The organism is uncultured Dysgonomonas sp., from assembly GCF_900079725.1.
Classification (GTDB): domain Bacteria; phylum Bacteroidota; class Bacteroidia; order Bacteroidales; family Dysgonomonadaceae; genus Dysgonomonas.
The window spans coordinates 2,857,489-2,881,763 of record NZ_LT599032.1 but is presented as its reverse complement, the minus strand read 5'-3'; the positions used below and the strand labels follow the sequence as shown (position 1 = coordinate 2,881,763).

Here is a 24,275-nt window from a genome sequence, read left to right as displayed (position 1 = left end):
CGTTAAAAAAAAGGTCAGAAATTATGAAACAAACGGCAGAAAAAAATAGGAAACAGCGATCCACCTACCTTCCAATTAGCATAGGTTGGGTTTTGAAAATAGTCTTAATTATCGTGGTTTATTCCTTATGGGGAGCAGGGTTTATTTGGGCTTTGGTGGGCTTGTATCTCTTCTATGATGTGATTCGGGGTATTCTCTCCTGCTTACTGATGTTGGGTGCTACAATCACTCTTATTTATCTCATGCTGACTTATTTATAAACATTAAAACGCAAAAATTATGAGCAAAATATTTTTATTAGGTGCAAACAAAGAAATAGACAGAGCCGTGCAAGTGGTAGAGGTTAACCAAGTTATCCAAATGGAGGGGTACAGCTATCACAGCTATGTAGTGTATGATATTACAAAAAATCAATGGGGTATCACTTACAAGTTGATAAACCTAACGACAAAGGATTTTCATATAGCCGACATTATTCGACCATTGAAAGAAAAATTCGGCATTGGGTTCTATTACGACAGCGACAACCCTCAATTTATAGACAGCTTTGAAGTAGCAATCCTTTTGCAAGAAGCACAAACCAAAGCCAATGCAGAAGCGGACGAGGAAGAAAAAGAACGCATCCGAGTGGAGGAAGTAAAAGCAATCGGAAGCAAACGTTTTGCCGAGATACTCCCCGAAAACGCACAAGCAGTTATTGTGGCACGACTCAAACAAGACGAGAGCGACAGCCAAACCGACTACTTTGCATCAAGAACAACACGAACTGTTATTCTAGGCTTTTCTACTCACAAAAGAGATATCTTTTCTGAAATGCGAAAACACGCATCCAACTTCGAGGGAACAACCTATTTAGCAGAATACAATGCAGATTACGAACATCGGGAGAAATACTCAATGGGGGCAGGGTATTATTTAGGAGAAAGCAAATATAGCGGATGGATAATAGAGAAATATCCCATCTACCAAAGAGAAAGTACAATCAAAGAATTTGCTTACACCGCAGGAGATGAAGATAATATCCGTATCAAGAAAAATGATGATGTACCACCACCAAGCGACAACAACGGCATAAGCAAAGCCAATTGTACACTCGTAGACTACTCAGCCAAAGCCGTAGCAGTATTCGGAGAAACAAGAGCCATCAAAGACGAACTCAAAGCAATGGGAGGAAAATTCAACAGCCGATTGACCTTCAATGGCAAAAAGTTAGCAGGATGGATATTCTCAAAATCGCAGGAGCAACGTTTAGCGTACTATTTCGGATTGAATTAATCATTTTAAACAAAAGGTAGAATATAATAACAAAGAATAGAAAAGTAACAGCCAATCCTGTTTCCATTGATTTTAGAAATTACGGCAAAATAACAATCCCTAAAGGTGTGTTAGTGACCAATGAGACAGCAATGGGAATAGATGACAAATACAATTTTGTTGATGAATTTGATTGGATTGACACTAATTACCCTCTAGTAGCACGATCATTAAAAATGGATGCTCAAAATTATGGAATAAATATATCCAAAGAACATATAACCACACTAAAAGATGAAAATATTTAAAAGAGCAAATCTTCCCGAACAAATAAACTACAATGGCAAAGTTTATGAAGTCAATATTGAGTTAAGTGCATTGTATTCAATCGATAGAACAAATAAGTTACCCCATGATGCTATAAAAGTCGAGGTCTTAAATCGAAAACTAAAAAGCAAAACTGATATATATAATAGACCTTACAAGCCCTCGATTTTTATTTTCACTAGCATAGATTCCGAGAAGTAAAAGTTACTCACAAGGGCAGAACATACCTGCCTTATAAAACCCGAAGAAAATGACAAAAAAGAAAATATCATTCAATAATTTCTTGAAAGGATTACTATACGACAACACTTCAATGGCAGAATATTCTTTGTACGTTGCTGATTACTTTGAGCAAAAAGAATATATAAAATTATTTGGCGAATATGAAGCTAAAGAAAATAACGGTGAAGAAGTGGATGATGATGAAATCTACCAAATGTATCTCAAAATGTTGGAGAGTATAAAACGACAGTATCCAACTCTGTATAAGAAAATGGATAAATATATAGACGAAAATTATTAAACAGAATAAGCCGTATTCACAAGGGGCAGTAACACTGCCCCACAACACCCAAAGACATGAAATCAACAAATCATTTTCAAAATACGATAAAGGCATATTTAGACAAACGTGCCGAAATAGATTTACTTTTTTCGTTCCGCTATTCCTTACCCGAAAAGAAGTTAGAGGATTGCATAACCTACATTCTGAACCAAGTACAGAAAAGCGGTTGCAATGGTTTTCACGATGATGAGATATTTGGCATGGCGGTACATTTCTATGATGAAGACAATATCGAAATCGGTAAACCGATGCACAATGCACAAGTAGCAGTCAATCATATGGTAGTATTGACAGCCGAAGAAAAAGAGCAAGCACGACAAAATGCCATCCAAAAGGCACAAGACGAAGCCTACCGAAAGATGACACAGCCAACTAAGAAAGCCAAAAAAGTAGCATTAACCATTCAACCAAGTTTGTTTGATTTTTAAATTATCGACCTATGAAACCAAAGAATAAACTCCAAAAACAAGTAGAGGAAGCAAGTAAAACATTGCCCAAAATCACAAAGAAGCAAATCCAATGGGGATACGACCACACTATCCAATATGTTGGACGAAGAACTGACAAAGGGATGATTACTTGTACCAAGTGTGGACAGTCGTTTGAAGGGATGGGGGAATTATCAATAAGCTTATTGGGTTGCGAGTGTCCGAATTGTCAATCAAAATTGATAGTTAAAACGACCAAGAAACGCACGTTTGATGATAGCTATTATCTGAATATCATCACGGCACATAAAGGCTATCAAGTGATACGCACCATCATGTTCAGCTACAAATCCAAGATAGGAGAACCCACAAAACTCAGTTATTCGGAGGTTATGCAACGTTGGATTGCTCCCGATGGCAAATACTATACTTTTGCCCGACTGCGACAAACGATGGGAACGTATTGTATTGATTCATGGATATTTCATACTCCGATAGAGTTGAGAAACGAGAATAGCAACAATAAATTTTGTATAAATATCTATGATAAAATAGGCAATCTAGGCGAAGTCTACCCACGTCAAAAGCTTATACCCGAACTAAAAAGAGCAGGATATAAGAAAGCATTGTACGGACAAAAACAATTAGACCTATTCCGCACCCTATTGAGTGATAGCAGAGCCGAAACACTCATCAAAGCAGGATATACCAAGCTATTGGAACGCATTATGAATATGGGTTGGAGGAACATCGACAATTACTGGCAGTCTATCAAAATAGCTATCCGAAACAAATATAAAATTACAAATGCGGTTCTTTGGTGCGACTATATAGATATGCTCCGACTCTTTGGTAAAGACCTGCACAATGCGAAATATGTTTGTCCGACCAATCTCAAAGTAGAACATGACCGATATGTAATCAAGAGAGCCAAAGCCGATGCACGAGTCGAAATAGAAAAACAGCTTGCAAAAGAAGCCGAATACAGAGAAACCAAAGCAAAATTCTTTGGACTTGTATTTTCGGATGGCACTATCAGTATTCGTGTATTGGAGAGCGTTGCAGAAATTATAGCGGAAGGACAGGCTATGCACCATTGTGTAGCAGGCTATCATTCAAAAGCCGATTCGCTGATACTTTCAGCTTGTATTGACGGCAAACGCATCGAAACCATTGAAGTCTCAATATCTCAACTAAAAGTTATCCAAAGCCGTGGAGTATGTAATAAGAATACCAAACACCACAACAAGATAATTCAACTTGTAGAGCAAAATATATCATTGATAGAAAATCGATTAGCAGCATGATGAAAGAAAATATTTACACCTTGTTTGTTGGCTTCCGAAAATTAGGAGAGTTCAAATCGATTTTGGAAGCCAAGGAATTTGCCAAAAGTAGCAATCTGGCAGGAGCTTTCAATCTCATTGGGAAGAATTATAGTGATAGTTGGTATGTATTTAAATCAGAGGTAAAAAACAATGAAAATTAAAGATATTACAGGAAAGACAATCGAAGTAACTCACTTGAATAAGGCTATCAAGGAATGCAGATTGTGCCGAAGTAGTCCATTTAGAATGGATTCGGGGCATACAGTTGGAGAAAACTACACATTTATGCTTCGACAACTGGAAGAATTAAAACATAAATCAAAAACTTGACGGCGGAGAGAAATTTCCGCCGCTTCTTTTTCCATGAGCCGTTAGCAGGACTTTATGCGGAGAAAAAGAAGCAAAAAGCCGACAGAGTCCAATATATTATGTAAATAAATGAAGTAGTAATAATGGTAAAGATTGTAACTTTACTCTGAATGTTTTACCTTTAATTGATGTTTTATTTGTAATGAGTCATGCCAAGAACAATTATTGATATACAATCTATTTCTGAAGCAATACCAAAATATCGAATATGGTATCGTTTTTATGATGATATTTTTATATCAGTTATCTGTTCAGAGAATAGAAAATCATATATTCGAAGAAAAACAGCGTTTCAAGGAGTAAAAACGGATAATCCGATGTGTGCATGGCACTCAGATTGGCAATATAAATGTATTGAATATAATTATGGATTAGAAGCTGGAAATATCCGGACGTATGAGGTTGTGGTAGAACATGAAGGAGAAATGCACCGAATTGATAGCCTTGTAAACACTACAGCTATAGAGTTTCAGCATTCATTGGAGGTTTCTCTAAATGAAATTGACTCTAGGTTTATAGCTCATGAAGCACTAGGCTATACACCATACTTAATATTGGATTTTACAGATTTTTCTTCTATCGCTACCTTTTCTAAGTTTACTGATCTTTCTAATAAGAATCTTGAATTTTATATGGCATCATATAAAAGCAATGAGTTTATTATATCTTTTCTTAAAAAAGTAAGGAAGTGGCTTAATTCAAAATACAAAGGAAATCTGTTTCTTGATTTTTCAGATCAAATTATCAGATTAACTCCGCATCTCAAATGTAAAGTTCTAAAATATAGTAAAGAAAAGTTTATAAAAAATCTCTTATGCCTTGAAGATGATATTCAGAATGAATTGACTAAAGAAAAAGAGCAGCTTGATTTTGAAAAAGTACTAAAAGCACACGAGAAGGAAAAAGCTGATGCAGAAAGAGCTGCTGAAGTTAAAAGAAAGATAAAGGAAAATAGAGAAGAGGTCAAAAATAGTAACCGTTTCTCTTGGTATCGGAAATGTTTGCAGAACAACTTAGTTACAAGAGCTTTACGCAGTTTTTTAGACTATGAAACGTATGTAAAATATCAATTTTATGAAAGTAAGGATGGCAATATTTCTCGTAAATATCATGTATATAATTTATTTCCTTCTGCCTATTTTGATCCAGTGGTTGAGATCCAGTATGTCGTAAACAGTATGAGTAAAGATGATCGTTATGAGTTTTTATATTCGGAAATCAACTTAATAAAAAAAGAGAGAGAAGGTTTTTTGCGTTATGTCTTTGAACAAAAGCCAAAACAAAAAATCCAGTTTAAATCTAAGCGATTAGAATATGTTAAAGGAGTATTACACTCAACAAGTTCTCAAGCCCTATGTGTTTATAATGAGAAAGGAAAGATCATTGCAAATGAGTATTATTTATTTAACACTAAGGTTACAAAGGAAGAATGGGATTTTTTAAGTACTTATTATGAAATTGGAGGGTTCCCTGACGATGTGAGTGATACTCAAAAGTTAGCTTTGAAGAATATTATGGAAGTAATTGAAAGGAATGATACACCTGATTTTCGACGGTATTTTTATCAAAATGATTTTCCGATGAATGTTAGAAAAAAATATTATGATAAAATCCAAGAGCAAGAGCCCTTAAGAGCAAAACATTTGTAGCAAAAAAATTCCGCCATTGTCGCTATCGTAGCTATATCTGTAATAATACTAGTAACAACTCCAACCTTAATCCAGATGCATTCAGTATATTTTTTTAGAAATATTTACTTCTTACTTATTTAGATAATTCATGAAATTATCTTTACTAAAATCTGACACAAATGTAAACTTCCATCTTCTAGAGCAAGACTCTCATTTTTATCTGCAAATCAATTTTGATGTTCTCTTTAAATCATTGTTTGAAATACTTTCTAAGAGTTGATCTATCAAAATGTTAACAATCTACACAATAATGCAACAATAAATATTTTGGAATGCTTAGTTAGAATTTATGTCCTCATTATCTATTGACTAATCTATTTCACAAATAATTGAAAGAATTATTCCTTTATCCCTTATTTGTTTACTAATTAGTAATCAATATACAAAATGGTATAGATAAAATAAAAGCCTTAAAATTGAAGGCTTTTATTTTTCAATAGGGAAAATAACTTTTACATGCCCATTTTTTATTTGATAATAATAATGGTGTAAATCTACATAGTTGGGAACCTTTATGCTTCGCAGAAAATGGGATCCTGAATATAATTGTCGTCCTTCCACATTTAGTATGCCATTATCAACAAAGACATTTAATTCATTGTCTTTAAACCCTGCGGCAAAAAGATCAACAATAAAGTCATGAGACCGATTTGTATAGCTGACCACCGGATAACATTCTTTATAAAGATTCTCATATTGTTCTTTATTCTCAGAATATAAATTTGAACTAAAATTTGAATTATTATTAAACTGTAAAATAGAATCTTCCATAATTAAAATTATCTTTTAACTTATACATAACAATTAGTTTAATATTCAAAGTAAAAATATAGATATAAACAACAGTCCACCACAATTAGACCAGTCTGTTGTGTTATTGAAAGAATAATTATTGCGTAAGATAATGTTGTTTTCAGATATCCTTAATTAGAGCTTTTAATATAATATTTCTATTTTTTATGTTTTCAATTTAATACTTGGTTGGTGGAACTACAGAAGAATAATTACCTCCTTTGAATTGATGTTGGAAAAAATTATTTTTTAAAATATCCATTTGTAAAAATAGGCTGTCGATTTTCCTTCGATTATTTCTAAACCGGTTAGAGAAAAAATCTTTTTTATAAAAATCATACTTCAAAAGTGAATCCTGAAAAAACAAATCATTAAAGAAATATTGTTGCCGAAAAAAAGGATATTTTTGATACAATCGATCCTGGAACAAATTGAAGATACTATCACCTATTAATGTATTTCCTTTGATATTCGAAAAATAAAAAGAATAGGTTGAGTCGTAGCTCACAATGTTCCCATCCTCATCATATTCTTTATTTACTTTTACGATAGAAGAAGTATCAGGAATATTATCTTCATGAGTAGCTGCATTCTTGTTTTTGTCACACCCGGTTAGCAATATTGACAAAGCAATAACGAATATTAATAATTGTTTCATAACCCTATTAATTTTTATCGTTATACAATATTCTAAACTGTTAATTAAGCGATAACTATTCAGTAAACTAGCTTCTTCAAAGAAGCTAGTGATTTAGTTCAATTATTGATATCTCACTTAAAAAAATTATATTTCACAGGTTTATTTGGTTCAAGAATGCCGGACTGGGACTCTAATCCATGCCCGGCATTGAAAGGACCTATTCAATTAAAATCTGACGAACAGGATTGGACTTAGCACCATCTTTCTTCGGTATAACTATTTTTAAAATTCCGTTTTCATATTTAGCTTCAATCTTTTCACTATCGGCAATATTGGGTAGTGTAAAGGAGCGGCTAAATGACTGATAACTGAACTCTCTGCGGGTAAATTGCTGATCATCTTTAGTTTCATTCATTACTTTTTTATCTGATGAAACAGTAAGAAGATCATGGCTGAGTTCAACTTTGAAATCTTCCCGGCAAAAGCCAGGGGCGGCAACTTCTACCTCAAAATTTTCGTTACCTTCCTTGATATTTACAGATGGCAATGTTGTGTTTGTCGTAGAATAACTACGGTTTCCCAAATCAAACCAATCATTTTCAAAGAAGCGATCGAATAATGTTGGGAAATTGTCTCTAAATCTAACTAATGACATAACTTAATCCTCCATTATTTTAGTTTGACATAAGTAATACTACATAATTGATAAATCAAATCCAATGCCAAAATAAGTGGGGCCATCTATTTGATTAACAATAATTAACCATGTATAAATAAATTTATCCAATATCTTATTTAAGAACATTATTTCATGTATATATCAAATATAAAAAATGACATAATGACAGCTTGGCTGGCTATACACCCATATGGAATCAGGTTATTTATGATCTCAAAAACTTTACAAAAAAAACGGCTCAAGATAATAATTTGAGATGCAGGAAGCTTAATCAAGTGTTTGTAACAAACAGATAATCATAAAAACATCGAGCAGAAAAACCTACAAAAATCATCAGTTTACAGTAATTTATGTACATCTATGACCGAAATAAAAGATAAAAACAAACACTCCTTTTTGCCAATAGATAATATTTCTATGGATTAAAACAAAATTAAAGAAAAGCGATTAATAGAGACTTTCTTTACTTCCTAATTGTAAGATTCGGGTAATATTCGGTTCAAATATATTGAATACCTAGACAATATAAATAAGCTGATTATGTCCGTTTTGTATATTCCTTTAAGCTGTTATTTCATATGTGCTAGCTCGTAAAATATCTTATTACCTTTTACGTCAACAGCATATCCTGATAAAGCTGTGCAATTTGTCTTAAACGCAATGTCCTGTTATTTTCAGAAATAAATGTATTATCCTTTAATATTACAGCAACTTTCTTTCTCAACAATAATAGCAACAATAAGTCAGACGAATTTTTATCTATTGTAATATTGATTTTTCTGGTAGCAATATATTGGGAGAATATCTCATATTGCTGGATAGCTGCATCAACAAGATCCTCCCCATGATTTAGTAGAGTAGACATAATTGTTTCAGGTGAATTTAGTCTCATACTGACGAATTGATCATATAATAACCCTGCATTATTCGAGAAAGATTCCCCGACTTTTAACAATTCTCCCATCCGGACAGCAAAATCATGCACATCTACAAACTCTCCTTTATGCTTTTTCAGCCTGTCATTTGTAGCCTCTAAAAGTTTTCGAATAACAGTGTCTCCCGATTCGGTAATTAAAGCCAATTGATCGATCAGTAGTTTCTCCTCATTAGATAAATTTCCCGTACGTGGCTTATATTGCAAATCATGCTCTATCTCATTATATACATGAGATAAAAGGCTGCAGACCTGTATTTCACAAGTTGTGTTTTTTAAGTTGAAATTTTCAATTAAATATTCTGAAGGTAAAGCTACCTGGCAATGTGTAGCTTTATAGTATTTGCCGTTATCCCCGTTTTTATCTTTAACCTCTATTCTGATAGGCTTTTCAAACTTGCCGACAAATATCTGTTTGATTTCATTTACTACCTTAGCCCGATCTACTTCCTGATAAGTGATAATACGTACGCCCGCCAGATCACTTATACCCTCAAATACACTATCTACCGATTTATATTTATTGGTTTTTCTTAATTTTTCGGCCAGGCTTGCCGGACTCTTTGCCCGATGTTGGACGGTAGCCCGTATAGTCAGGTTTTTCTGGACTATGTTTTGACACATACTAAAAACTATATCAGCCAGTTTTTTATAACGGTCGTATTCTCTGATATACCTCTTAACAGTTTCATCGATTAGCTTGTCATTCATATCTTTGATCGAGTATTTATGTCATGCCCGCTATTTATAGGCAATGACTAATTTCATCTTAAAAATACAAATATTTTTTACCACTCATCCTTTCCGATAAAATAAGTATTTATTGCATTTATAAATACCGTTGGATACCCATACCGGAGTTTGGATCTGTAAAGGCTTACTTCCCGAATAGAGAAAGGTCTATATAAAGCAAAAATAAAATAATCTGTCTTTTATCAAAAGTCCAATTTAGATATAAATAGTAAAAAATTACTCTGAATATAAAATTAGGTTTCGATTGTTAGTTAAAATTACGTATTATGCATATGAAAAAGACAACAATTAACACTATCTCAATATTTTAAAGCATAAACATAGTGGTATCTATATATTTAACCGTATCTTTGCTTTAAATATTTGAGTTTTTATTCCAGATTTCATATTTATCCTTCAATTCCACGAGTTTTTAGTTTAAAGTGCTTATTTGCCGTAATTCTCATCTGATTATTTATTTTATAATTTTTTTACAATGAACATTTTTATTGCAGGTTTGAGTTACGATGTTAACGATACCGATTTAAACACTCTTTTTGAGGAGTATGGAGCGATCAATTCAGCTAAAGTTATTATGGACCGTAATACCAGCAGATCTAAAGGTTACGGATTTGTTGAAATGGATAACAGCGAAGAAGCTAATAAAGCAATCTCAGAATTGAACGGAGCTGAATATGACGGAAGAACTATTTCTGTTTCTGAAGCAAGACCCCGTCAGGAAAAAAGTAACAACTCTTACGCAAATAATAGGGGTGGTTATAACAACAGATATTGATACGTTTTTGACAGATTCGATATACAATAAGGTAGCTCCGGTGGGGCTACCTTATTTTTTGTATTCAGATAGATTTTTCTTTGAAGAAAAGTCTGTATTTAGTTCTGCATCCACTTTTTATATAAGTTGACAGCTAATTGACAAGCCTAATATTAATAGCATTCATCCCTTTCTTGCCACGTTCCAACTCGAATGATACCGGATTTCCTTCTTTTATGGAGGCTGGAGCACTACTGACATGGAAAAAATATTTATCCGTACTTCCTGTATGTTTAATAAAACCATACCCTTTGTCGGGATTAAAATGTTCTACACGGCCATTCAATATGGGATCTTCCATATCTTCTTTTTTCGGTGTAGAAACAGCGATACTTTCGATCTTGATTTTTCGTTTATTAGTAGGATCAGGAGGAGTATTGGTTATAACTCCGTTTTCATCCACATAAGCAATCATATCCTCAAAAGAATCGGCAGGATTATTTTTTCTTTCTTCCCTTTTTTGTTCTTTCTCTCTTCTTTTTTGTTGTTTCTTTTTTTCTATCTCTTTTTTATTAAATGTACTCGCCATATTTATTCTTAAAATCTTTATTTTGGATTAAAGGGTATGTTTATTTCGCTCTTGTTTTAAGATTCGAAAGAGCAGACCGATTGCGAATTCATCGTTTTTCTGGTTTGATCTTATTCGCTAGGAAAATATTCTGAACGGACTTATATCTTAGAAGCATGTAATCTAAGATAGTTTTCCACGCGTGCATCCACCTCTGCTTGCGAGAGATATGCCGGAAGTTCGATTGTTGTTCTACTGGTAATTGCCACACGAACAACAGCCCCGGCTTTCTCCTTGATGTTCTTTAGTATCAATTCAGCTTGCTGGTTTACCGATGTTCTTTCCGAACGGGTTATTTCCCCTTCCTTCTTATTTGTTGAAGATTTTTGTTTTGCTCCCATATTCGTTTTTTTTAATGTTTAATATTAGCTTGATACAACAAGCTTTTTACCCGTTAGCTTCTGAATATCCCGAAGCATAACCTGCTCATCCTGGGCACAGAATGTCAGGGCAGTACCCGTGTTGCCAGCCCTTCCTGTACGTCCTATACGGTGTACATAAGTTTCGGCTACATCCGGCAGATCATAGTTTATCACCAACTCCAGATGATCGATATCAATTCCCCTGGCTGCTATATCTGTTGCTATCAGGGTTTGTATTTTATGAGATTTGAAATCGGATAAGGCTCGTTGTCTTGCGTTCTGAGACTTATTTCCATGAATAGCTGCACTGCCTATTCCCGATTGACTAAGTATCCGAACTATCTTGTCAGCCCCGTGCTTGGTGCGGGAAAATATAAGGGCAGACTTCTTTTTGTCTTTTCTCAATAAGGTTATAAGCAGGTCTTTTTTCTCTTGTTTTTCCACAAAATAAATATATTGGTCTATCGTATCAACAACCGACGAAGCCGGAGCAACCTCCACCTTTACCGGATGATGTAAGATAGAGCGTGAAAGAGCAGCTATAGAGGAAGGCATAGTGGCTGAAAAGAAAAGTGTTTGCTTTTCTTTGGGTAGCTTAGGCAGCAAACGCTTGATGTCGTGAACAAATCCCAAATCCAGCATACGGTCAGCTTCATCCAGCACAAAATGACGAATAGAGTTTAAGCTGATAATATTCTGATTCATTAAATCCAGCAGACGCCCCGGAGTAGCGACTAATATATCTACTCCTGCTTTTAGTTCATTTACCTGAGCATGTTGTTTCACTCCTCCATATATCACACAGTGGCGTATACCTGTATAAAGAGTATAGTCTCTCAGGTTTTCATTAATTTGAATTGCCAGCTCCCGGGTAGGAGTTAATATCAATGCTCTGATATCCCTTTTTTTACTATGTACTTTGTTTGAATGTAATTGCTGTATGATCGGTAATGAAAATGCAGCAGTTTTACCTGTACCGGTTTGTGCCAAGCCGAGTATATCGCGATTATCCAGTGCAGGAGCTATAGCCTGCTGTTGTATCGGCGTCGGATGTGTATATCCTTTTTCATTCAGAGCCTTCAAAACGGGCTCAATAATATTTAATTCTTTAAATGTCATGTTTAAATTTTGAACTGTTACATTTGAATAACAGTAACTTTTTGATTTTTACTGTTTCACGATCAATGAAACAGTTTTAATTAATTATATAATATCAGTTGATACCAAACAACTGATGGCTTAAATTACTACCTGCCCTGTCTTTTTAAAAAGTTCAAAAGAAGGTATATCCTTTATAGGGACAGTATAATAAAGATGGTATAATGGAAAGAATATGCTACCAACCTTTGCTTGCTTATACCCTTGCCTTTTCTAATGCTGCATTCAAGAATTCAGCTTTGAGATTAGATATAACTTCTTTTACACTTGATATTTTCTGAGACAGGTGTACATTAATGCCAGTGAAAGCGTAACCTTTTTTCATATTACCTCTTGCTGCCTGATAAAGGCATTGAACAATACAATAGGGACTTTTGGTATAGTCACATGTCTTTATGCAATGGAAGGGGCAACTTTTGGGTGTCTCATTGCCATTTTCCACACTCTGAATAAACTCGCCATTAATGGCTCTACCAGGCATCCCTACAGGACTTTGTATGATCTTTATATCTTCTTGTGTTGCCTTTACGAAGACATTTTTAAATGTCTCGGAAGCATCACATTCATTGGTGGTAACAAATATAGTTCCCATTTGAACACCTGAAGCACCCATTTCGATAAAGCGAAGTATGTCTTTTCCCGAGGAGATTCCCCCTGCAGCAATTACCGGTATATTTTTTTCGTCTTTATACATATCAGTGATGCTTACCACTTCGGGGATAAGATGTTCCAAAGAATATTGTTCATCATCAAGCTGATTCACCTTGAAGCCTAGATGGCCTCCGGCTTTAGGGCCTTCAACAACAATGGCGTCGGGTAAATAACCATAGTTGTTTTTCCATTTGTCACATATTATTTTGGCTGCTCTTGAAGAAGAAACAATCGGTACGAGTTTTGTTTTACTATCATCGGTCAGGAAGGAGGGTAAATCGAAGGGAAGACCTGCACCGGCAAATATAACATCCACTTTTTCAGCAATCGATGTTTTTACCATGTCTGCATAGTTGGTAAGGGCAACCATAATATTTACACCGATTATGCCTTTACTTTTCTCTCTTGCTTTTTGAATTTCTTCTTTTAGTCCGGAAATACATTTGCTTAGATAGTCTCCGGGCGATTTGTGATAAATTAAGCCTAACCCGGCACAGGATATTACGCCGATACCTCCTTCGTTGGCAACAGCCGATGCTAATCCGGACAGGGATACACCGACACCCATTCCACCTTGAATAACAGGAAGTTTTACTTCCAGATTTCCAATAAAAAATGATTTCATCTAATTTACAAAAATGTGTTACGACAAATAGCTTTACACATTCTCGTAACCGGTTAATAATATTAACAAAAAAGCTGATTTTGATGTCGATTTTGACGATGGGAAGATCCGCTAAATAGGAGGCGGAGCAAAACACTGAGAAGAAAGATACAATATAAACTCGATTGCTTAAAGTGCTAAGATACGAAAAAAAATCGATATATTGCTGATTTTATAAATTATAGGATCTACCTTCTCCTTTTGATAAGAGAATAATTGGCTAAGACTATAATCTTATGCCCTATGAGTCTTTTTTCCCGGGTAGCATAGGGAAGAAAAGTGCCTTTATATGATGTTTTATTTCTCTTGCAATTTTCAGACTTTTATAATTATTTTGCATGGATAAAATTCAAAACGAAAGAATTCGATAAAAGAGTAATCTTAATATAAATAGCATAAGTTATGCAATATTTAGATTTATATAATTATTTGAAGTCTATAGAGAATTATACAGAAGACAAGATTGCAATTGACAAAAATCTTGTCATGAGAAATTTCACATTTATATCTAAACAAAAAGAGTTATTGCCCGGGGGGCTAGGAAATACTGATGACTATGAATATAAACCGGCAATGCCTACGGACTATGAGCCGGATATTATCCAGAAAATGTTAAATAAGAAAGATGCGCAAATACAGGAAAACATAAAATTCCGTTACCATGTTATTATGTCATCAACCATCCTCAAGTCAAAGGGTATTATTCTAATGTTTCATGGATTTAATGAAAAATATTGGGCTAAATATCTTCCCTGGGCTAAACAGCTAGCTGATAAGACAGGAAAGGCTATCGTCATGTTCCCCATAGCTTTCCATATGAATAGGGCTCCATCCCTGTGGAGTGATTCTCATAAGATGTATGAGGTCAGCCAACAACGAAAGTTGCGACATCCTGATATTATCTGTTCTAGTTTATCAAATGTTGCGATCAGTACCCGTCTTCACAATAAACCCCAACGTTTTATCTGGTCCGGGTTGCAATCTTACTATGATATTATAGACTTCGTCGAAGATATTAAATTGGGGAATCATCCGGCTATAGAAAGCGATGCCACAATTGATTTTTTCTCCTATTCAATAGGAACTTTTCTTGGGGAGATCTTAATGATGAGTAATAAGAATGGTTATTTCTCTAAATCCAAATATGCAACCTTTTGTGGAGGTGCTGTTTTTAACAGGTTATCTCCTGTTTCGAAATTTATTCTGGATAGTGAGGCCAATGTCAGCTTATATTCATTTGTTGTAGAGCACTTGAAAAGCCATATGCGAAGAGACCGGAAACTTTACGACTATATGAACAGGGAACCGGAAGGTATAAATTTCCAGTGTATGTTAAATTATAAAATGTTTACGGCATATCGGGAAAATCTGTTCCGCAAAATGAGTGAACGGTTTTATAGTATTGTTTTACAAAAAGATGAAGTAGTGCCTCCTTACGAAGTGATAAATACTTTACAAGGAGTATGTAGAGATATCCCCATCAAGATTGACGTTTTAGATTATCCATATAGATATACGCATGAAAATCCATTTCCTGTAAATGGAAAAGATAAGGATGAGATTGACTATCAGTTTAAAATAACCTTCGATAAAATAGGTGATTTTTTATGCTAATGGGTAATTAGAGTACAAATAAAATTAAAAAAAATAAATATTATTTTATATCAAAAGCAAAGATTGAATACTGATTTTTCTTATTTATCCGTCCACAAAAGAACAGCAAGCTGGTAAAATGCCAAATACGGAGCCCTGACGGGTTTTCCTTAGCAGGAAAAGATTTGTCTTATTTACCATTGCTTGCTGTGTGGTAAAAGTTACCGGATAAAAAAGAAAAAATAATGGGGTTGGGGGAGGCGTAGTCCCTGACCGAAGCTCACTGCCATGCTTTGCGGTAATTCTCCTCCAGGAGCTTCTGGATATTACTTTTATGGAGATAATCCCATTGTTCATATTACTTTGATTTGTTAGAGCTACTTCCTTATCTTGCGACTTGCAGTATATTTATGATTTATCTGAGGGAATAGAACCATATTGTATTAGTCTCTGTCGGTACAGGCCGTAAGTATCCGACATACACCTGATTTGCAGGCAGTAGTCCAATTCCTCATTCAAATGATCTCCGTATAGCTTTTCACTCTGTAGCCTAATCATTTAGCCAATCTGTATTTAACAAAAGAATCCGGATATTCTTTATTTATATAATCAATAAGTTTTTCTCTTATATCTACACGTAAATCCCAATTGGAAGAGGCATCTTTACTGCTTAGTAAAACCCGTAGCTCTTTGTACCTTTCTTTGGAATCCGTAACCTGAATATTAGCAACACGCTCATCCCAAAGTGAATGTCCTTGTAGAATTATATCCAAATGCTTTCTTAGAGCATCTACAGGAAAATTATAATCTATATATAAAAATATCGTTCCTAATATATTGGCTGTATTTCTAGTCCAATTCTGAAACGGTTTCTCCAGGAAATACTTAACTGGAAGAACCAGGCGTCGCTCATCCCAGATCTTTACCACGACATACGTTAGGGTTATCTCTTCTATTCGTCCCCACTCACCTTCTACAATAACAACATCGTCCAATCTGATAGGTTGGGTCAGAGCCACCTGGATACCTGAAAATATCGTTGATATACTATTTTGGGCAGCAAATCCAATAACAATACCGGCGATACCTGCTGATGTCAATAGACTAATGCCAATATTGCGAACATTATCGAAACTCATTAAACAGAGAGCAATAATTACGACAGTTATAATAACAATGATAATACCTTCAAAAATCGTCATCTTTGTCAAACTCTTCCTTGCATTAAGATTATCGGATGTTGAAATATTAAGCCTATTCTGTAAATAGTAAAAAACAGCTTTAACTATTTTTATCAACACCCATCCAACGGTTATTATCAACAAAATGTCATTGGCTTTAGAAAGAGAGGCAAAGAATGTCTTGTCGGCAAGAAAAGAATTATGACTAAAAACCTTAAATAGAAGCCAGAAAGAAAGCCATAACAGAGGAACTTTCAGAAGATCAATAATAAAGTCGTCTATTTTACTTTTAGTCATACTAGCACGCCTTTTTAATGTTCTCACCAGAATCTTATAAACAATAAAGACCAAGCCCAATATTCCGAAGAACAGAACAGTACTCAGAAGTATATCCCGTGTGAACTGATATATATTCATTTGTATTTTAATTCTTTATTAGATTTTTCAAAAAAGGTACGGTCTTGGTTTGAGAGGGTAAATTATATTTAGCTGCAGTAGCATTTTTTCCAACTTTAATGGTGATAGCATCGTCTGGAAGAGCAATAAACATTTCTTCATCAGTGGTATCATCCCCGATAGCCAGAACAAAGTCATAATTGTCCATCTTTAATAATCGAACTGCTTCTGAACCCTTATTGAAATTCGATGTTTTGATTTCAATTACTTTATTCCCTCTCATTATTTGCAGATTTAATCGCGAGCAAGGATTAATCAAGCTTTTGATCAATTGATTAACCCTCAGTTCGGCAAGCCATGTATCAACGGCTCTGTAGTGCCATACAATCGCCGTCTTCTTCGTCTCTATTTTGGCTCCTGGAGTCTTACGTGTTGTCTGTTCCAGTATGTGCATAATCTCATCATCCCACTTTATTTCCGGAATATTACTATACCATTTTTCTTTGTCTTTATAATATGCTCCATGTTCGGCTGCCAGACCAATCGATAGATCCTGAAACCATTTATCCAATGTATCCATATCCCTTCCACTATTAATAATGAGCCTGTTTCGTTTGTTTCTTATAATTTCTTCTAAAAGTTGTAATAGTTCTGGTCGTGGGTATGCATTTGCAGGATCTTTGTAGAATGGAGATAATGTACCATCGTAATCAAGTATAATGAGCCTCTTTTGTGCATTGTCATACGCGTCTTTAATATTATTCAAACTTTCGTCTTTAATTACTTTCTCGAACATAGAGTAATTCCGTTCTTTAACATTTTTCAACTCTGAGATAAAATCTTGAGCCCATTGTCCTACTGTTTGAGTTGCTATTGCCTTCTGCATCTTTTTTAATGTAGAGAATTGTTCTTCCTCCGGCATTTCCAATGCTTTTATAATGGCATCATTTATTTCTTTTGTATTTGTGGGATTCACAATGATTGCATCGGAGAGTTCGATTGCGGCTCCTGCCATTTCGCTAAGAATCAGCACTCCGGTATTATTTCTCTTTGTAGCAAGATATTCCTTCGCTACCAAATTCATACCGTCTCGTATAGGTGTTACAAGAGCTATATCAGCCATATAGTACAATGCCGTCAATTCTTCAAAAGAAAAAGAACGATAAAAATAGTAGACCGGATTCCAACTCAATGTCGAATATTTTCCATTAATAGATCCCACCATTTCATCAATTCTTACTTTAAGATCAGAATAAATATCAACAGTGTCTCTTGAAGGTACCACAACCATCACTAAAGAAACTGTACCCCTATATTTCGGGTTGGCTTCAAGAAATTCAGCAAACGCTTGCAACCGTATCAATATTCCTTTACTGTAGTCTAACCTGTCAACCGACAAGATAATCTTACTGCCACTAATACTATTTCTCAATTCTTTTGCTATTAATTCCACTTCAGGGTTAAGTATGGCATTATTATATAATTCATAATTGATCCCCATGGGGAAAGCATCTATATCAATCATCCGTTCTTCCAATTGAATTTCATCCAGTATACATTCGTAGCCTAATACACGATATACAGTACTGATAAAATGCCTCATATAGTCATATGTATGAAACCCTATTAAGTCAGCCCCTAATAGGCCTCGTAATATCTCTGCTCTCTCGGGCAAAACCCTGAATAGCTCATATGAAGGAAAGGGTATGTGATGAAAATAGCCTATATTTATATCTGGAATTTTCTCTCTTAGCATCGCAGGAAGGAGCATTAATTGATAGTCTTGAACCCATACTGTATCCCCCGGCTCTATTATTTCAAGTGCCACATTACAAAATAAAGCATTCACTTCTTTGTAAGACTCCCAATAAGTTGCATTTGATTCTATATAGGAAAAGAAATAATGACATAGCGGCCAAATTGTACTATTACTATATCCTTCATAATAATTTTCAATTTGGTTGACGGATAGATAGACCGGATGGAAATCCAAATCGTCCATCTGAAGATTAATTTTTTGTTTTTGTTTTTCATCATCAACATACATTCCTGCCCATCCAACCCAGCACATTTTTTGTCCCGAATCGATAGAATTAAGTCCGGTCGCAAGCCCTCCTTCACTCCTTATTAGTTTAAGTTCATTATTTTCTTCTATTATTTTTACAGGCAATCTATTAGAGATGACAACAGTTTTCATTTATTATTATGAGTTTTTTTACGTATTAAAGATCGTTAATACATGGCAATATGTATAATTAAAACGTAAAAATGATATCAAATGTTCAAAATTAACAGTGAGAGCTGTTACCTTTATCACAAAAAAATATAATTTATTGAAATGAAAAATTTAGATTATGGAGTTATAGGTAATTGTAGATCAGCTGCATTAGTTTCAAAATATGGAAGTATAGATTGGTTTTGTTTCCCTGACTTCGATTCTCCTTCCCTTTTTGCAAAATTACTAGATAAGGAGAAAGGAGGGTCATTCGCGATAGAAGTCGGGGGCGAATATAAGATAACGCAGGAATATAAACAAGGAACAAATATCTTGCGCACGAGGTTCGAGGCAAAAGAAGGTACTTTTGATGTACTAGACTTCATGCCCAGATACAGAACCTCCGACAGTACATACTATATGCCTGCGGAGATATACAGATATATCAGATTAGTAAATGGTAAACCTCGGTTCAAGATAAGCTACAACCCTGCAATTAATTATGCCAAGGAAAAAGCTGTATTTAGAAAAACATCTGAGTATGTGCGAACAGCTTCTGTCGAAAATGACAAGAATAATTTTTACTTGTATTCTAATTTTGATTTTGATGCTATTCTTGATAAAAAAGAAATAATACTTAATGATGATGGTTTTTTGTTTCTATCATACAACCAGAAACTTGTTACGGTAGACATCAATCGGGTAAAGCTTGAGTATCAAAGAACTAAAGTATATTGGCTTAACTGGAGCTACCGCTCTAAACGGTTTAACGCTTATGGGGATGTCATAGCACGAAGCCTACTTGTTTTGAAATTGATGTCCTTCCAATCGTCGGGAGCCGTACTTGCTGCTCTAACAACAAGTATGCCTGAAACAATCGGCGAAGTACGTAATTGGGATTATCGTTTCTGTTGGATCAGGGACGCCTCCATGTCGATAGAAACATTACTAAAAATGGGACATCAGGGAGCAGCTGCTCGTTTTTTAGGGTTTGTCAAACGTATTTTGAAATCGAAATATGATGAATTCCAAATCATGTATGGTATACGGGGTGAAAGGAATTTGGTTGAAGAGTTCTTACCACATTTGTCAGGTTATGAAAATTCAAAACCCGTACGTATAGGAAATGCCGCTTACAATCAGAAACAAAATGATTCGTTAGGCTATTTGATGGACGTTATCTATAATTATTATTTATTTTTCCCAGGCAATCTGGATGAAATAGAAGAAATGTGGGAGATTGTCCGGAATATAGCAAAGACTGTAATTGCTGAATGGCAGAATAAAGATCAAAGTATTTGGGAATTTAGAAATATAGAAGATCATTTTGTGTTTTCGAAAGTAATGTGTTGGGTTGCACTAGACAGAACCGAAAAAATAGCACAATTATTAAATAAAGATGAATATGCCAAATTGATAAGAGTGGAGGCAGATAAAATTTATCGAGATATATGTGAAAAAGGTTGGGATGAGGAATTGCAAAGTTTCACTCAAGCCTATGGAAATAAGCAAATGGATTCCTCTTTGTTGTTGATCGAACAGTATGGTTTTATTGAAGCTAATGATGAAAGGTATATAAAAACCGTAAGAAAAATTAAAGAAGAATTACTACATGAAGGGTTGATGTATAGGTATAAAAATAGTGATGATTTTGGACTGCCATCTTCAGCTTTTACCATCTGTACATTTTGGATGGTAAGGGCATTATTTGTTGTCGGAGAAAAATCCGATGCTTTAGGCCTATTCAATCAGCTGCTCTCATATTCCAATCATTTAGGCTTATTCAGCGAAGATCTGGATTTCGAGACAAAGCGACAATTGGGTAATTTCCCTCAGGCATATTCCCATTTAGCTTTGATAAATACAGCTAGTCTATTTTCAGAAGAAAGAATATTGTCTCAATTTATTCGGCCTTGATTAAAGGCTGTTTTGACCAAAGTTCTATTTAAAACACAAAACGAAAAATTGTACCGGTGTTTTTATTATATCAATTTTTCGCAACGATAAGTGCTGTCGTATGATAAAGCAGGATCTGCACAGATTATCACAGATAGACAAAATGGAAGGACATGAGGATTCCGATACTATGAAATGTCCAATAATGCAGCAGACAGACAAAGTGCTATCTCAGAATTAAACGAAACTGATTTTGAAAGAAAGCCTATCAGTGCAACGTTGCCTGTCCAAAAGCAGATAGAAGCAGCGGACATATAACAGAAATCGTTATTAATCAAATAATATAGTTGACGGGTAAGAGAGTTCTCTTACCCGTTTTCTGTTTTTGTAATCGGTACCCCGATTATTTTTTGTATATTTACAATCCGGAATCATTTATACAAACGCAATAGCATCCTTTTAGCTGTACCTGTGTTTGTTCCGGATATGATAGTCAATATATCGTTGTGACATATTTTATTTGTAGATAAGATCAAATTTTTTTCTAAATCTTATCTGATATGGCTTGAACTTTATTCAGGTTGGCTTTCTTGTCTCTTAACTGATTATGAATATTCAGCTGATCCTTCTGTACGCTCGAAAACAACATAAAAACAAATTCAAAATACCTGCACTTGGAATATAAGTAAGTGTATCTTAATAATTTAACTGTAAATATGAATAAATCCCGTAATCAATTAAAAACGTACACATTACACAATTATCAATCTATACCTCAGATAGCTGGTATCCCCAAAGAGTTTGTCCGAGATATTGAAATCGTAGGAAGAGTATTACCGTTTAAAACCAATAATTATGTAATAGATGAACTGATAGATTGGGATAATATCGAAACTGATCCGATATTCACATTAAACTTTCCAAGAAAAGGGATGCTTGATAAAAAGCATTATGCAATGATTGAAAAATTATTGGATGAAAATACCGAAAAATCCTTTCTTGACCAGAAGATACAGGAAATCCGCTTGTCCTTGAATCCCAATCCGGCAGGGCAGGAGCATAATGTACCTTCGTTAGGAGAAATAAAACTGAAAGGTATCCAACATAAATATCCTGAAACGGTATTGTTCTTTCCCAGTCAGGGACAAACCTGTCATGCTTATTGCACTTTTTGTTTCCGGTGGCCTCAATTCTCAGGAATGAGCGGATTAAAATTTGCGATGAAAGAAGCGGACTTATTACTTAAGTACCTGCGAGTCCATAAAGAGGTGACAGATGTCCTGTTTACAGGCGGAGATCCGATGGTTATGAATGCAGCCATTCTTAGTAGCTATATTAAACCCTTGTTAACTTCTGATTTTGATCATATCCGTACCATACGTATCGGAACAAAGTCATTAGCCTACTGGCCATACAGGTATCTGACTGACACCGATAGTGATGATGTCATCCGTTTATTTGAAGAGATTAACAAATCGGGAAAGAACCTGTCGATTCAGGCGCATTTCAATCATCCCAGAGAACTTTCGACCGAAGCAGTCAAACAAGCCATTATGCGTATCCGAAGTACCGGAGCACAAATACGGACTCAGTCTCCACTGCTAAAGCATATCAACGATAAGCCTGAAATATGGGCGCAGATGTGGCGAAAGCAAGTCGATCTGGGCTGCATTCCTTACTATATGTTTATCGCCCGGGATACCGGTTCTAAACAATACTTTGAAATTCCTCTGGAAAGATGTTGGAATATCTTCCGCAGAGCTTATCAGCAGGTGAGTGGTTTATGCAGGACAGTAAGAGGCCCGAGTATGAGTGATCATGCCGGAAAGATACAGGTGTTAGGTGTACAGGAGATTAAAGATGAAAAGATATTTATACTTCGTTTTATCCAGGGACGTAATCCCAAATGGGTGGATATTCCTTTTTTTGCAGAATACAATCCTAAAGCGACCTGGTTCAACCAGCTCAAACCGGCATTCGGCGAAGACAAATTTTTCTTTGAAGAAGATCGTCATAAACTTATAGATACAAAGCCTTTCTTGTTTGACCATAAAACAGATAATCTGTGAATAAAAAACGCTACGACGAAATGACCTCAAGTAGGAAATATGAAAATCTGGTGGTAATGTTTCAAGGTATTGATTTCCTACATCTGCACTATAAGTGACAATTGAATGTTCTTCCATGTATCTACTAATTTTTTTCCAGATCCAGTAATGCTTTTCGATGTTAACATCTGAATAACCTTTTTCTATTAAAGCTCTCCCACAATTTTCAATGAGAGAGCTGATTTTTTGATCTTTAATCATTTTATGTTCACTTTTGACGGAATGCGACATTGCCTTCCTGAGAAAAAGTTACATATTATTATCATAAAATATTATCAAAATAAACTTTGTTAATCAGTGGTCTACATGAAAAATACAACTCTTACGTTGGATAATAAATTAATCAGGATAACCCCACAGTTCAACATCTATAGGAGCAGTTACATAGGCATAAATCATATTTACCCAAGTAGCTATGTATGAGATTACCATCATCGTCATCATGGCTATTCCGCTTCTATTGGTAAATCTTCCTCGTTACCTCGGTCATTTTGGAAAGAAAACGTCTTTTGAACCACCTGCCCGAAACTATCTTCGATATAGACATCTATCACTTGCTGGTCGGTACAATAGGAAGTGTAATACATTCGAAAGGTTTCTTTTTCCAAAAGATACAAGTCATTTGGTAGAAGGATAGTCCCATTATCGAGTTGTAATTGACCTTTGCCATCTACCTGAAAATACCGAATATAGAATTTGGTATCTTGAAAGTTACCTTCCTTTACAATCTGTGCACGGATTTCCGCCACCTCTCCCTGAACGATCTTTTTCTGAACTGGCATACAAACCAGATCAAATGCGTAAACCTTATTAATATCCATATCGCTACTACAGGCTGAGGCCAGCAGCATTATCACTGCCAGCCACGCTGTTATTCCGAAGAAAGTTTTTATTTTTTTCATTTTGTAT

At 35.0% G+C, this 24,275-nt stretch carries 22 protein-coding genes; 11 read left to right on the top strand and 11 right to left on the bottom strand.

Annotation, left to right across the window (positions count from 1 at the left end):
• The first annotated feature begins 23 nt into the window (after positions 1-23).
• The 7 genes from QZL88_RS12020 (at position 24) to QZL88_RS11990 (ending at position 5,920) form a co-directional block, all read left to right on the top strand.
• Complete coding sequence (locus QZL88_RS12020; RefSeq protein WP_296941434.1) at positions 24-260, top strand: hypothetical protein; 237 nt, start codon at positions 24-26, stop codon at positions 258-260.
• Between the two features lie 19 nt (positions 261-279).
• Positions 280-1,275, top strand: coding sequence for a fusion protein (locus QZL88_RS12015; RefSeq protein WP_296941432.1), 996 nt, complete (start codon positions 280-282; stop codon positions 1,273-1,275).
• Positions 1,276-1,831: 556 nt separating this feature from the next.
• Positions 1,832-2,104, top strand: coding sequence for a hypothetical protein (locus QZL88_RS12010; protein ID WP_288210062.1), 273 nt, complete (start codon positions 1,832-1,834; stop codon positions 2,102-2,104).
• 56 nt (positions 2,105-2,160) lie between these two features.
• Positions 2,161-2,574: a PcfK-like family protein gene (locus QZL88_RS12005; RefSeq protein ID WP_296941427.1), complete on the top strand. Its 414-nt coding sequence runs from the start codon at positions 2,161-2,163 to the stop codon at positions 2,572-2,574.
• An 11-nt stretch (positions 2,575-2,585) separates the two neighbouring features.
• Entirely contained in the window at positions 2,586-3,881 is a 1,296-nt protein-coding gene (locus QZL88_RS12000) for a PcfJ domain-containing protein (RefSeq protein ID WP_296941425.1), read from the top strand.
• On the top strand, positions 3,878-4,063 hold the full coding sequence (locus QZL88_RS11995; RefSeq protein ID WP_296941424.1) for a hypothetical protein: 186 nt from the start codon (positions 3,878-3,880) through the stop codon (positions 4,061-4,063). Before QZL88_RS12000 ends, QZL88_RS11995 begins: the two co-directional genes overlap by 4 nt.
• A gap of 357 nt (positions 4,064-4,420) precedes the next feature.
• Complete coding sequence (locus tag QZL88_RS11990) at positions 4,421-5,920, top strand: hypothetical protein (RefSeq protein ID WP_296941422.1); 1,500 nt, start codon at positions 4,421-4,423, stop codon at positions 5,918-5,920.
• A 468-nt stretch (positions 5,921-6,388) separates the two neighbouring features.
• Here QZL88_RS11990 and QZL88_RS11985 read toward each other — a convergent pair whose 3' ends face one another.
• The 4 genes from QZL88_RS11985 to QZL88_RS11970 all read right to left on the bottom strand — a co-directional run bounded on the left by QZL88_RS11985 (position 6,389) and on the right by QZL88_RS11970 (position 9,718).
• Positions 6,389-6,733 (bottom strand): Hsp20/alpha crystallin family protein, encoded by a 345-nt coding sequence (locus QZL88_RS11985; protein WP_296941420.1) that lies wholly within the window; start codon positions 6,731-6,733, stop codon positions 6,389-6,391.
• A 199-nt stretch (positions 6,734-6,932) separates the two neighbouring features.
• A complete protein-coding gene (locus tag QZL88_RS11980; protein WP_296941418.1) occupies positions 6,933-7,412 on the bottom strand; it encodes a hypothetical protein in 480 nt (159 codons plus the stop codon).
• Between the two features lie 199 nt (positions 7,413-7,611).
• Complete coding sequence (locus QZL88_RS11975; protein ID WP_026627218.1) at positions 7,612-8,049, bottom strand: Hsp20/alpha crystallin family protein; 438 nt, start codon at positions 8,047-8,049, stop codon at positions 7,612-7,614.
• Between the two features lie 634 nt (positions 8,050-8,683).
• A complete protein-coding gene (locus QZL88_RS11970; protein ID WP_296941416.1) occupies positions 8,684-9,718 on the bottom strand; it encodes a RelA/SpoT domain-containing protein in 1,035 nt (344 codons plus the stop codon).
• A 517-nt stretch (positions 9,719-10,235) separates the two neighbouring features.
• Between QZL88_RS11970 and QZL88_RS11965 the strand changes: the two genes are divergently transcribed.
• The gene (locus tag QZL88_RS11965; protein ID WP_026627220.1) at positions 10,236-10,535 is read left to right on the top strand and encodes an RNA-binding protein; all 300 of its coding nucleotides are present in this window, start codon (positions 10,236-10,238) and stop codon (positions 10,533-10,535) included.
• Positions 10,536-10,668: 133 nt separating this feature from the next.
• Here QZL88_RS11965 and QZL88_RS11960 read toward each other — a convergent pair whose 3' ends face one another.
• The 4 genes from QZL88_RS11960 to QZL88_RS11945 all read right to left on the bottom strand — a co-directional run bounded on the left by QZL88_RS11960 (position 10,669) and on the right by QZL88_RS11945 (position 13,938).
• Complete coding sequence (locus QZL88_RS11960; RefSeq protein WP_296945073.1) at positions 10,669-11,109, bottom strand: cold shock domain-containing protein; 441 nt, start codon at positions 11,107-11,109, stop codon at positions 10,669-10,671.
• Positions 11,110-11,243: 134 nt separating this feature from the next.
• Positions 11,244-11,483: a hypothetical protein gene (locus tag QZL88_RS11955; RefSeq protein WP_051290785.1), complete on the bottom strand. Its 240-nt coding sequence runs from the start codon at positions 11,481-11,483 to the stop codon at positions 11,244-11,246.
• A 24-nt stretch (positions 11,484-11,507) separates the two neighbouring features.
• Positions 11,508-12,623, bottom strand: a complete 1,116-nt coding sequence (locus QZL88_RS11950) for a DEAD/DEAH box helicase (RefSeq protein WP_296941411.1) — start codon at positions 12,621-12,623, stop codon at positions 11,508-11,510.
• Between the two features lie 235 nt (positions 12,624-12,858).
• The gene (locus tag QZL88_RS11945) at positions 12,859-13,938 is read right to left on the bottom strand and encodes a nitronate monooxygenase family protein (RefSeq protein WP_291027182.1); all 1,080 of its coding nucleotides are present in this window, start codon (positions 13,936-13,938) and stop codon (positions 12,859-12,861) included.
• A 441-nt stretch (positions 13,939-14,379) separates the two neighbouring features.
• Here QZL88_RS11945 and QZL88_RS11940 point away from each other — a divergent pair, with 441 nt between their 5' ends.
• A complete protein-coding gene (locus tag QZL88_RS11940; protein WP_291027180.1) occupies positions 14,380-15,591 on the top strand; it encodes a DUF6051 family protein in 1,212 nt (403 codons plus the stop codon).
• A 533-nt stretch (positions 15,592-16,124) separates the two neighbouring features.
• Here the strand turns inward: QZL88_RS11940 and QZL88_RS11935 are convergent.
• Both QZL88_RS11935 and QZL88_RS11930 read right to left on the bottom strand, forming a co-directional pair.
• Complete coding sequence (locus QZL88_RS11935; protein ID WP_291027178.1) at positions 16,125-17,048, bottom strand: mechanosensitive ion channel domain-containing protein; 924 nt, start codon at positions 17,046-17,048, stop codon at positions 16,125-16,127.
• A gap of 127 nt (positions 17,049-17,175) precedes the next feature.
• Positions 17,176-19,344 carry a bifunctional alpha,alpha-trehalose-phosphate synthase (UDP-forming)/trehalose-phosphatase gene (locus QZL88_RS11930; protein WP_291027176.1) on the bottom strand — a complete coding sequence of 723 codons (2,169 nt, stop codon included), beginning with the start codon at positions 19,342-19,344 and terminating at the stop codon, positions 17,176-17,178.
• A 141-nt stretch (positions 19,345-19,485) separates the two neighbouring features.
• Between QZL88_RS11930 and QZL88_RS11925 the strand changes: the two genes are divergently transcribed.
• Both QZL88_RS11925 and QZL88_RS11920 read left to right on the top strand, forming a co-directional pair.
• Entirely contained in the window at positions 19,486-21,279 is a 1,794-nt protein-coding gene (locus tag QZL88_RS11925) for a glycoside hydrolase family 15 protein (RefSeq protein WP_291027174.1), read from the top strand.
• A gap of 695 nt (positions 21,280-21,974) precedes the next feature.
• Complete coding sequence (locus QZL88_RS11920) at positions 21,975-23,327, top strand: lysine 2,3-aminomutase (RefSeq protein WP_291027170.1); 1,353 nt, start codon at positions 21,975-21,977, stop codon at positions 23,325-23,327.
• A 485-nt stretch (positions 23,328-23,812) separates the two neighbouring features.
• On the opposite strand, the gene QZL88_RS11915 is transcribed toward QZL88_RS11920, so the two are convergent.
• Positions 23,813-24,268, bottom strand: coding sequence for a DUF3872 domain-containing protein (locus tag QZL88_RS11915; protein WP_291027168.1), 456 nt, complete (start codon positions 24,266-24,268; stop codon positions 23,813-23,815).
• Positions 24,269-24,275: the final 7 nt, after the last annotated feature.

What these genes read in the sequence shown, in the direction of transcription:
- QZL88_RS12020 (WP_296941434.1), top strand. Translation starts at nt 24, where the DNA reads ATGAAACAAACGGCAGAAAAAAATAGGAAACAGCGATCCACCTACCTT.
- QZL88_RS12015 (WP_296941432.1), top strand. Translation starts at nt 280, where the DNA reads ATGAGCAAAATATTTTTATTAGGTGCAAACAAAGAAATAGACAGAGCC.
- QZL88_RS12010 (WP_288210062.1), top strand. Translation starts at nt 1,832, where the DNA reads ATGACAAAAAAGAAAATATCATTCAATAATTTCTTGAAAGGATTACTA.
- QZL88_RS12005 (WP_296941427.1), top strand. Translation starts at nt 2,161, where the DNA reads ATGAAATCAACAAATCATTTTCAAAATACGATAAAGGCATATTTAGAC.
- QZL88_RS12000 (WP_296941425.1), top strand. Translation starts at nt 2,586, where the DNA reads ATGAAACCAAAGAATAAACTCCAAAAACAAGTAGAGGAAGCAAGTAAA.
- QZL88_RS11995 (WP_296941424.1), top strand. Translation starts at nt 3,878, where the DNA reads ATGATGAAAGAAAATATTTACACCTTGTTTGTTGGCTTCCGAAAATTA.
- QZL88_RS11990 (WP_296941422.1), top strand. Translation starts at nt 4,421, where the DNA reads ATGCCAAGAACAATTATTGATATACAATCTATTTCTGAAGCAATACCA.
- QZL88_RS11985 (WP_296941420.1), bottom strand. Translation starts at nt 6,733, where the DNA reads ATGGAAGATTCTATTTTACAGTTTAATAATAATTCAAATTTTAGTTCA.
- QZL88_RS11980 (WP_296941418.1), bottom strand. Translation starts at nt 7,412, where the DNA reads ATGAAACAATTATTAATATTCGTTATTGCTTTGTCAATATTGCTAACC.
- QZL88_RS11975 (WP_026627218.1), bottom strand. Translation starts at nt 8,049, where the DNA reads ATGTCATTAGTTAGATTTAGAGACAATTTCCCAACATTATTCGATCGC.
- QZL88_RS11970 (WP_296941416.1), bottom strand. Translation starts at nt 9,718, where the DNA reads ATGAATGACAAGCTAATCGATGAAACTGTTAAGAGGTATATCAGAGAA.
- QZL88_RS11965 (WP_026627220.1), top strand. Translation starts at nt 10,236, where the DNA reads ATGAACATTTTTATTGCAGGTTTGAGTTACGATGTTAACGATACCGAT.
- QZL88_RS11955 (WP_051290785.1), bottom strand. Translation starts at nt 11,483, where the DNA reads ATGGGAGCAAAACAAAAATCTTCAACAAATAAGAAGGAAGGGGAAATA.
- QZL88_RS11950 (WP_296941411.1), bottom strand. Translation starts at nt 12,623, where the DNA reads ATGACATTTAAAGAATTAAATATTATTGAGCCCGTTTTGAAGGCTCTG.
- QZL88_RS11945 (WP_291027182.1), bottom strand. Translation starts at nt 13,938, where the DNA reads ATGAAATCATTTTTTATTGGAAATCTGGAAGTAAAACTTCCTGTTATT.
- QZL88_RS11940 (WP_291027180.1), top strand. Translation starts at nt 14,380, where the DNA reads ATGCAATATTTAGATTTATATAATTATTTGAAGTCTATAGAGAATTAT.
- QZL88_RS11935 (WP_291027178.1), bottom strand. Translation starts at nt 17,048, where the DNA reads ATGACTAAAAGTAAAATAGACGACTTTATTATTGATCTTCTGAAAGTT.
- QZL88_RS11930 (WP_291027176.1), bottom strand. Translation starts at nt 19,344, where the DNA reads ATGAAAACTGTTGTCATCTCTAATAGATTGCCTGTAAAAATAATAGAA.
- QZL88_RS11925 (WP_291027174.1), top strand. Translation starts at nt 19,486, where the DNA reads ATGAAAAATTTAGATTATGGAGTTATAGGTAATTGTAGATCAGCTGCA.
- QZL88_RS11920 (WP_291027170.1), top strand. Translation starts at nt 21,975, where the DNA reads ATGAATAAATCCCGTAATCAATTAAAAACGTACACATTACACAATTAT.
- QZL88_RS11915 (WP_291027168.1), bottom strand. Translation starts at nt 24,268, where the DNA reads ATGAAAAAAATAAAAACTTTCTTCGGAATAACAGCGTGGCTGGCAGTG.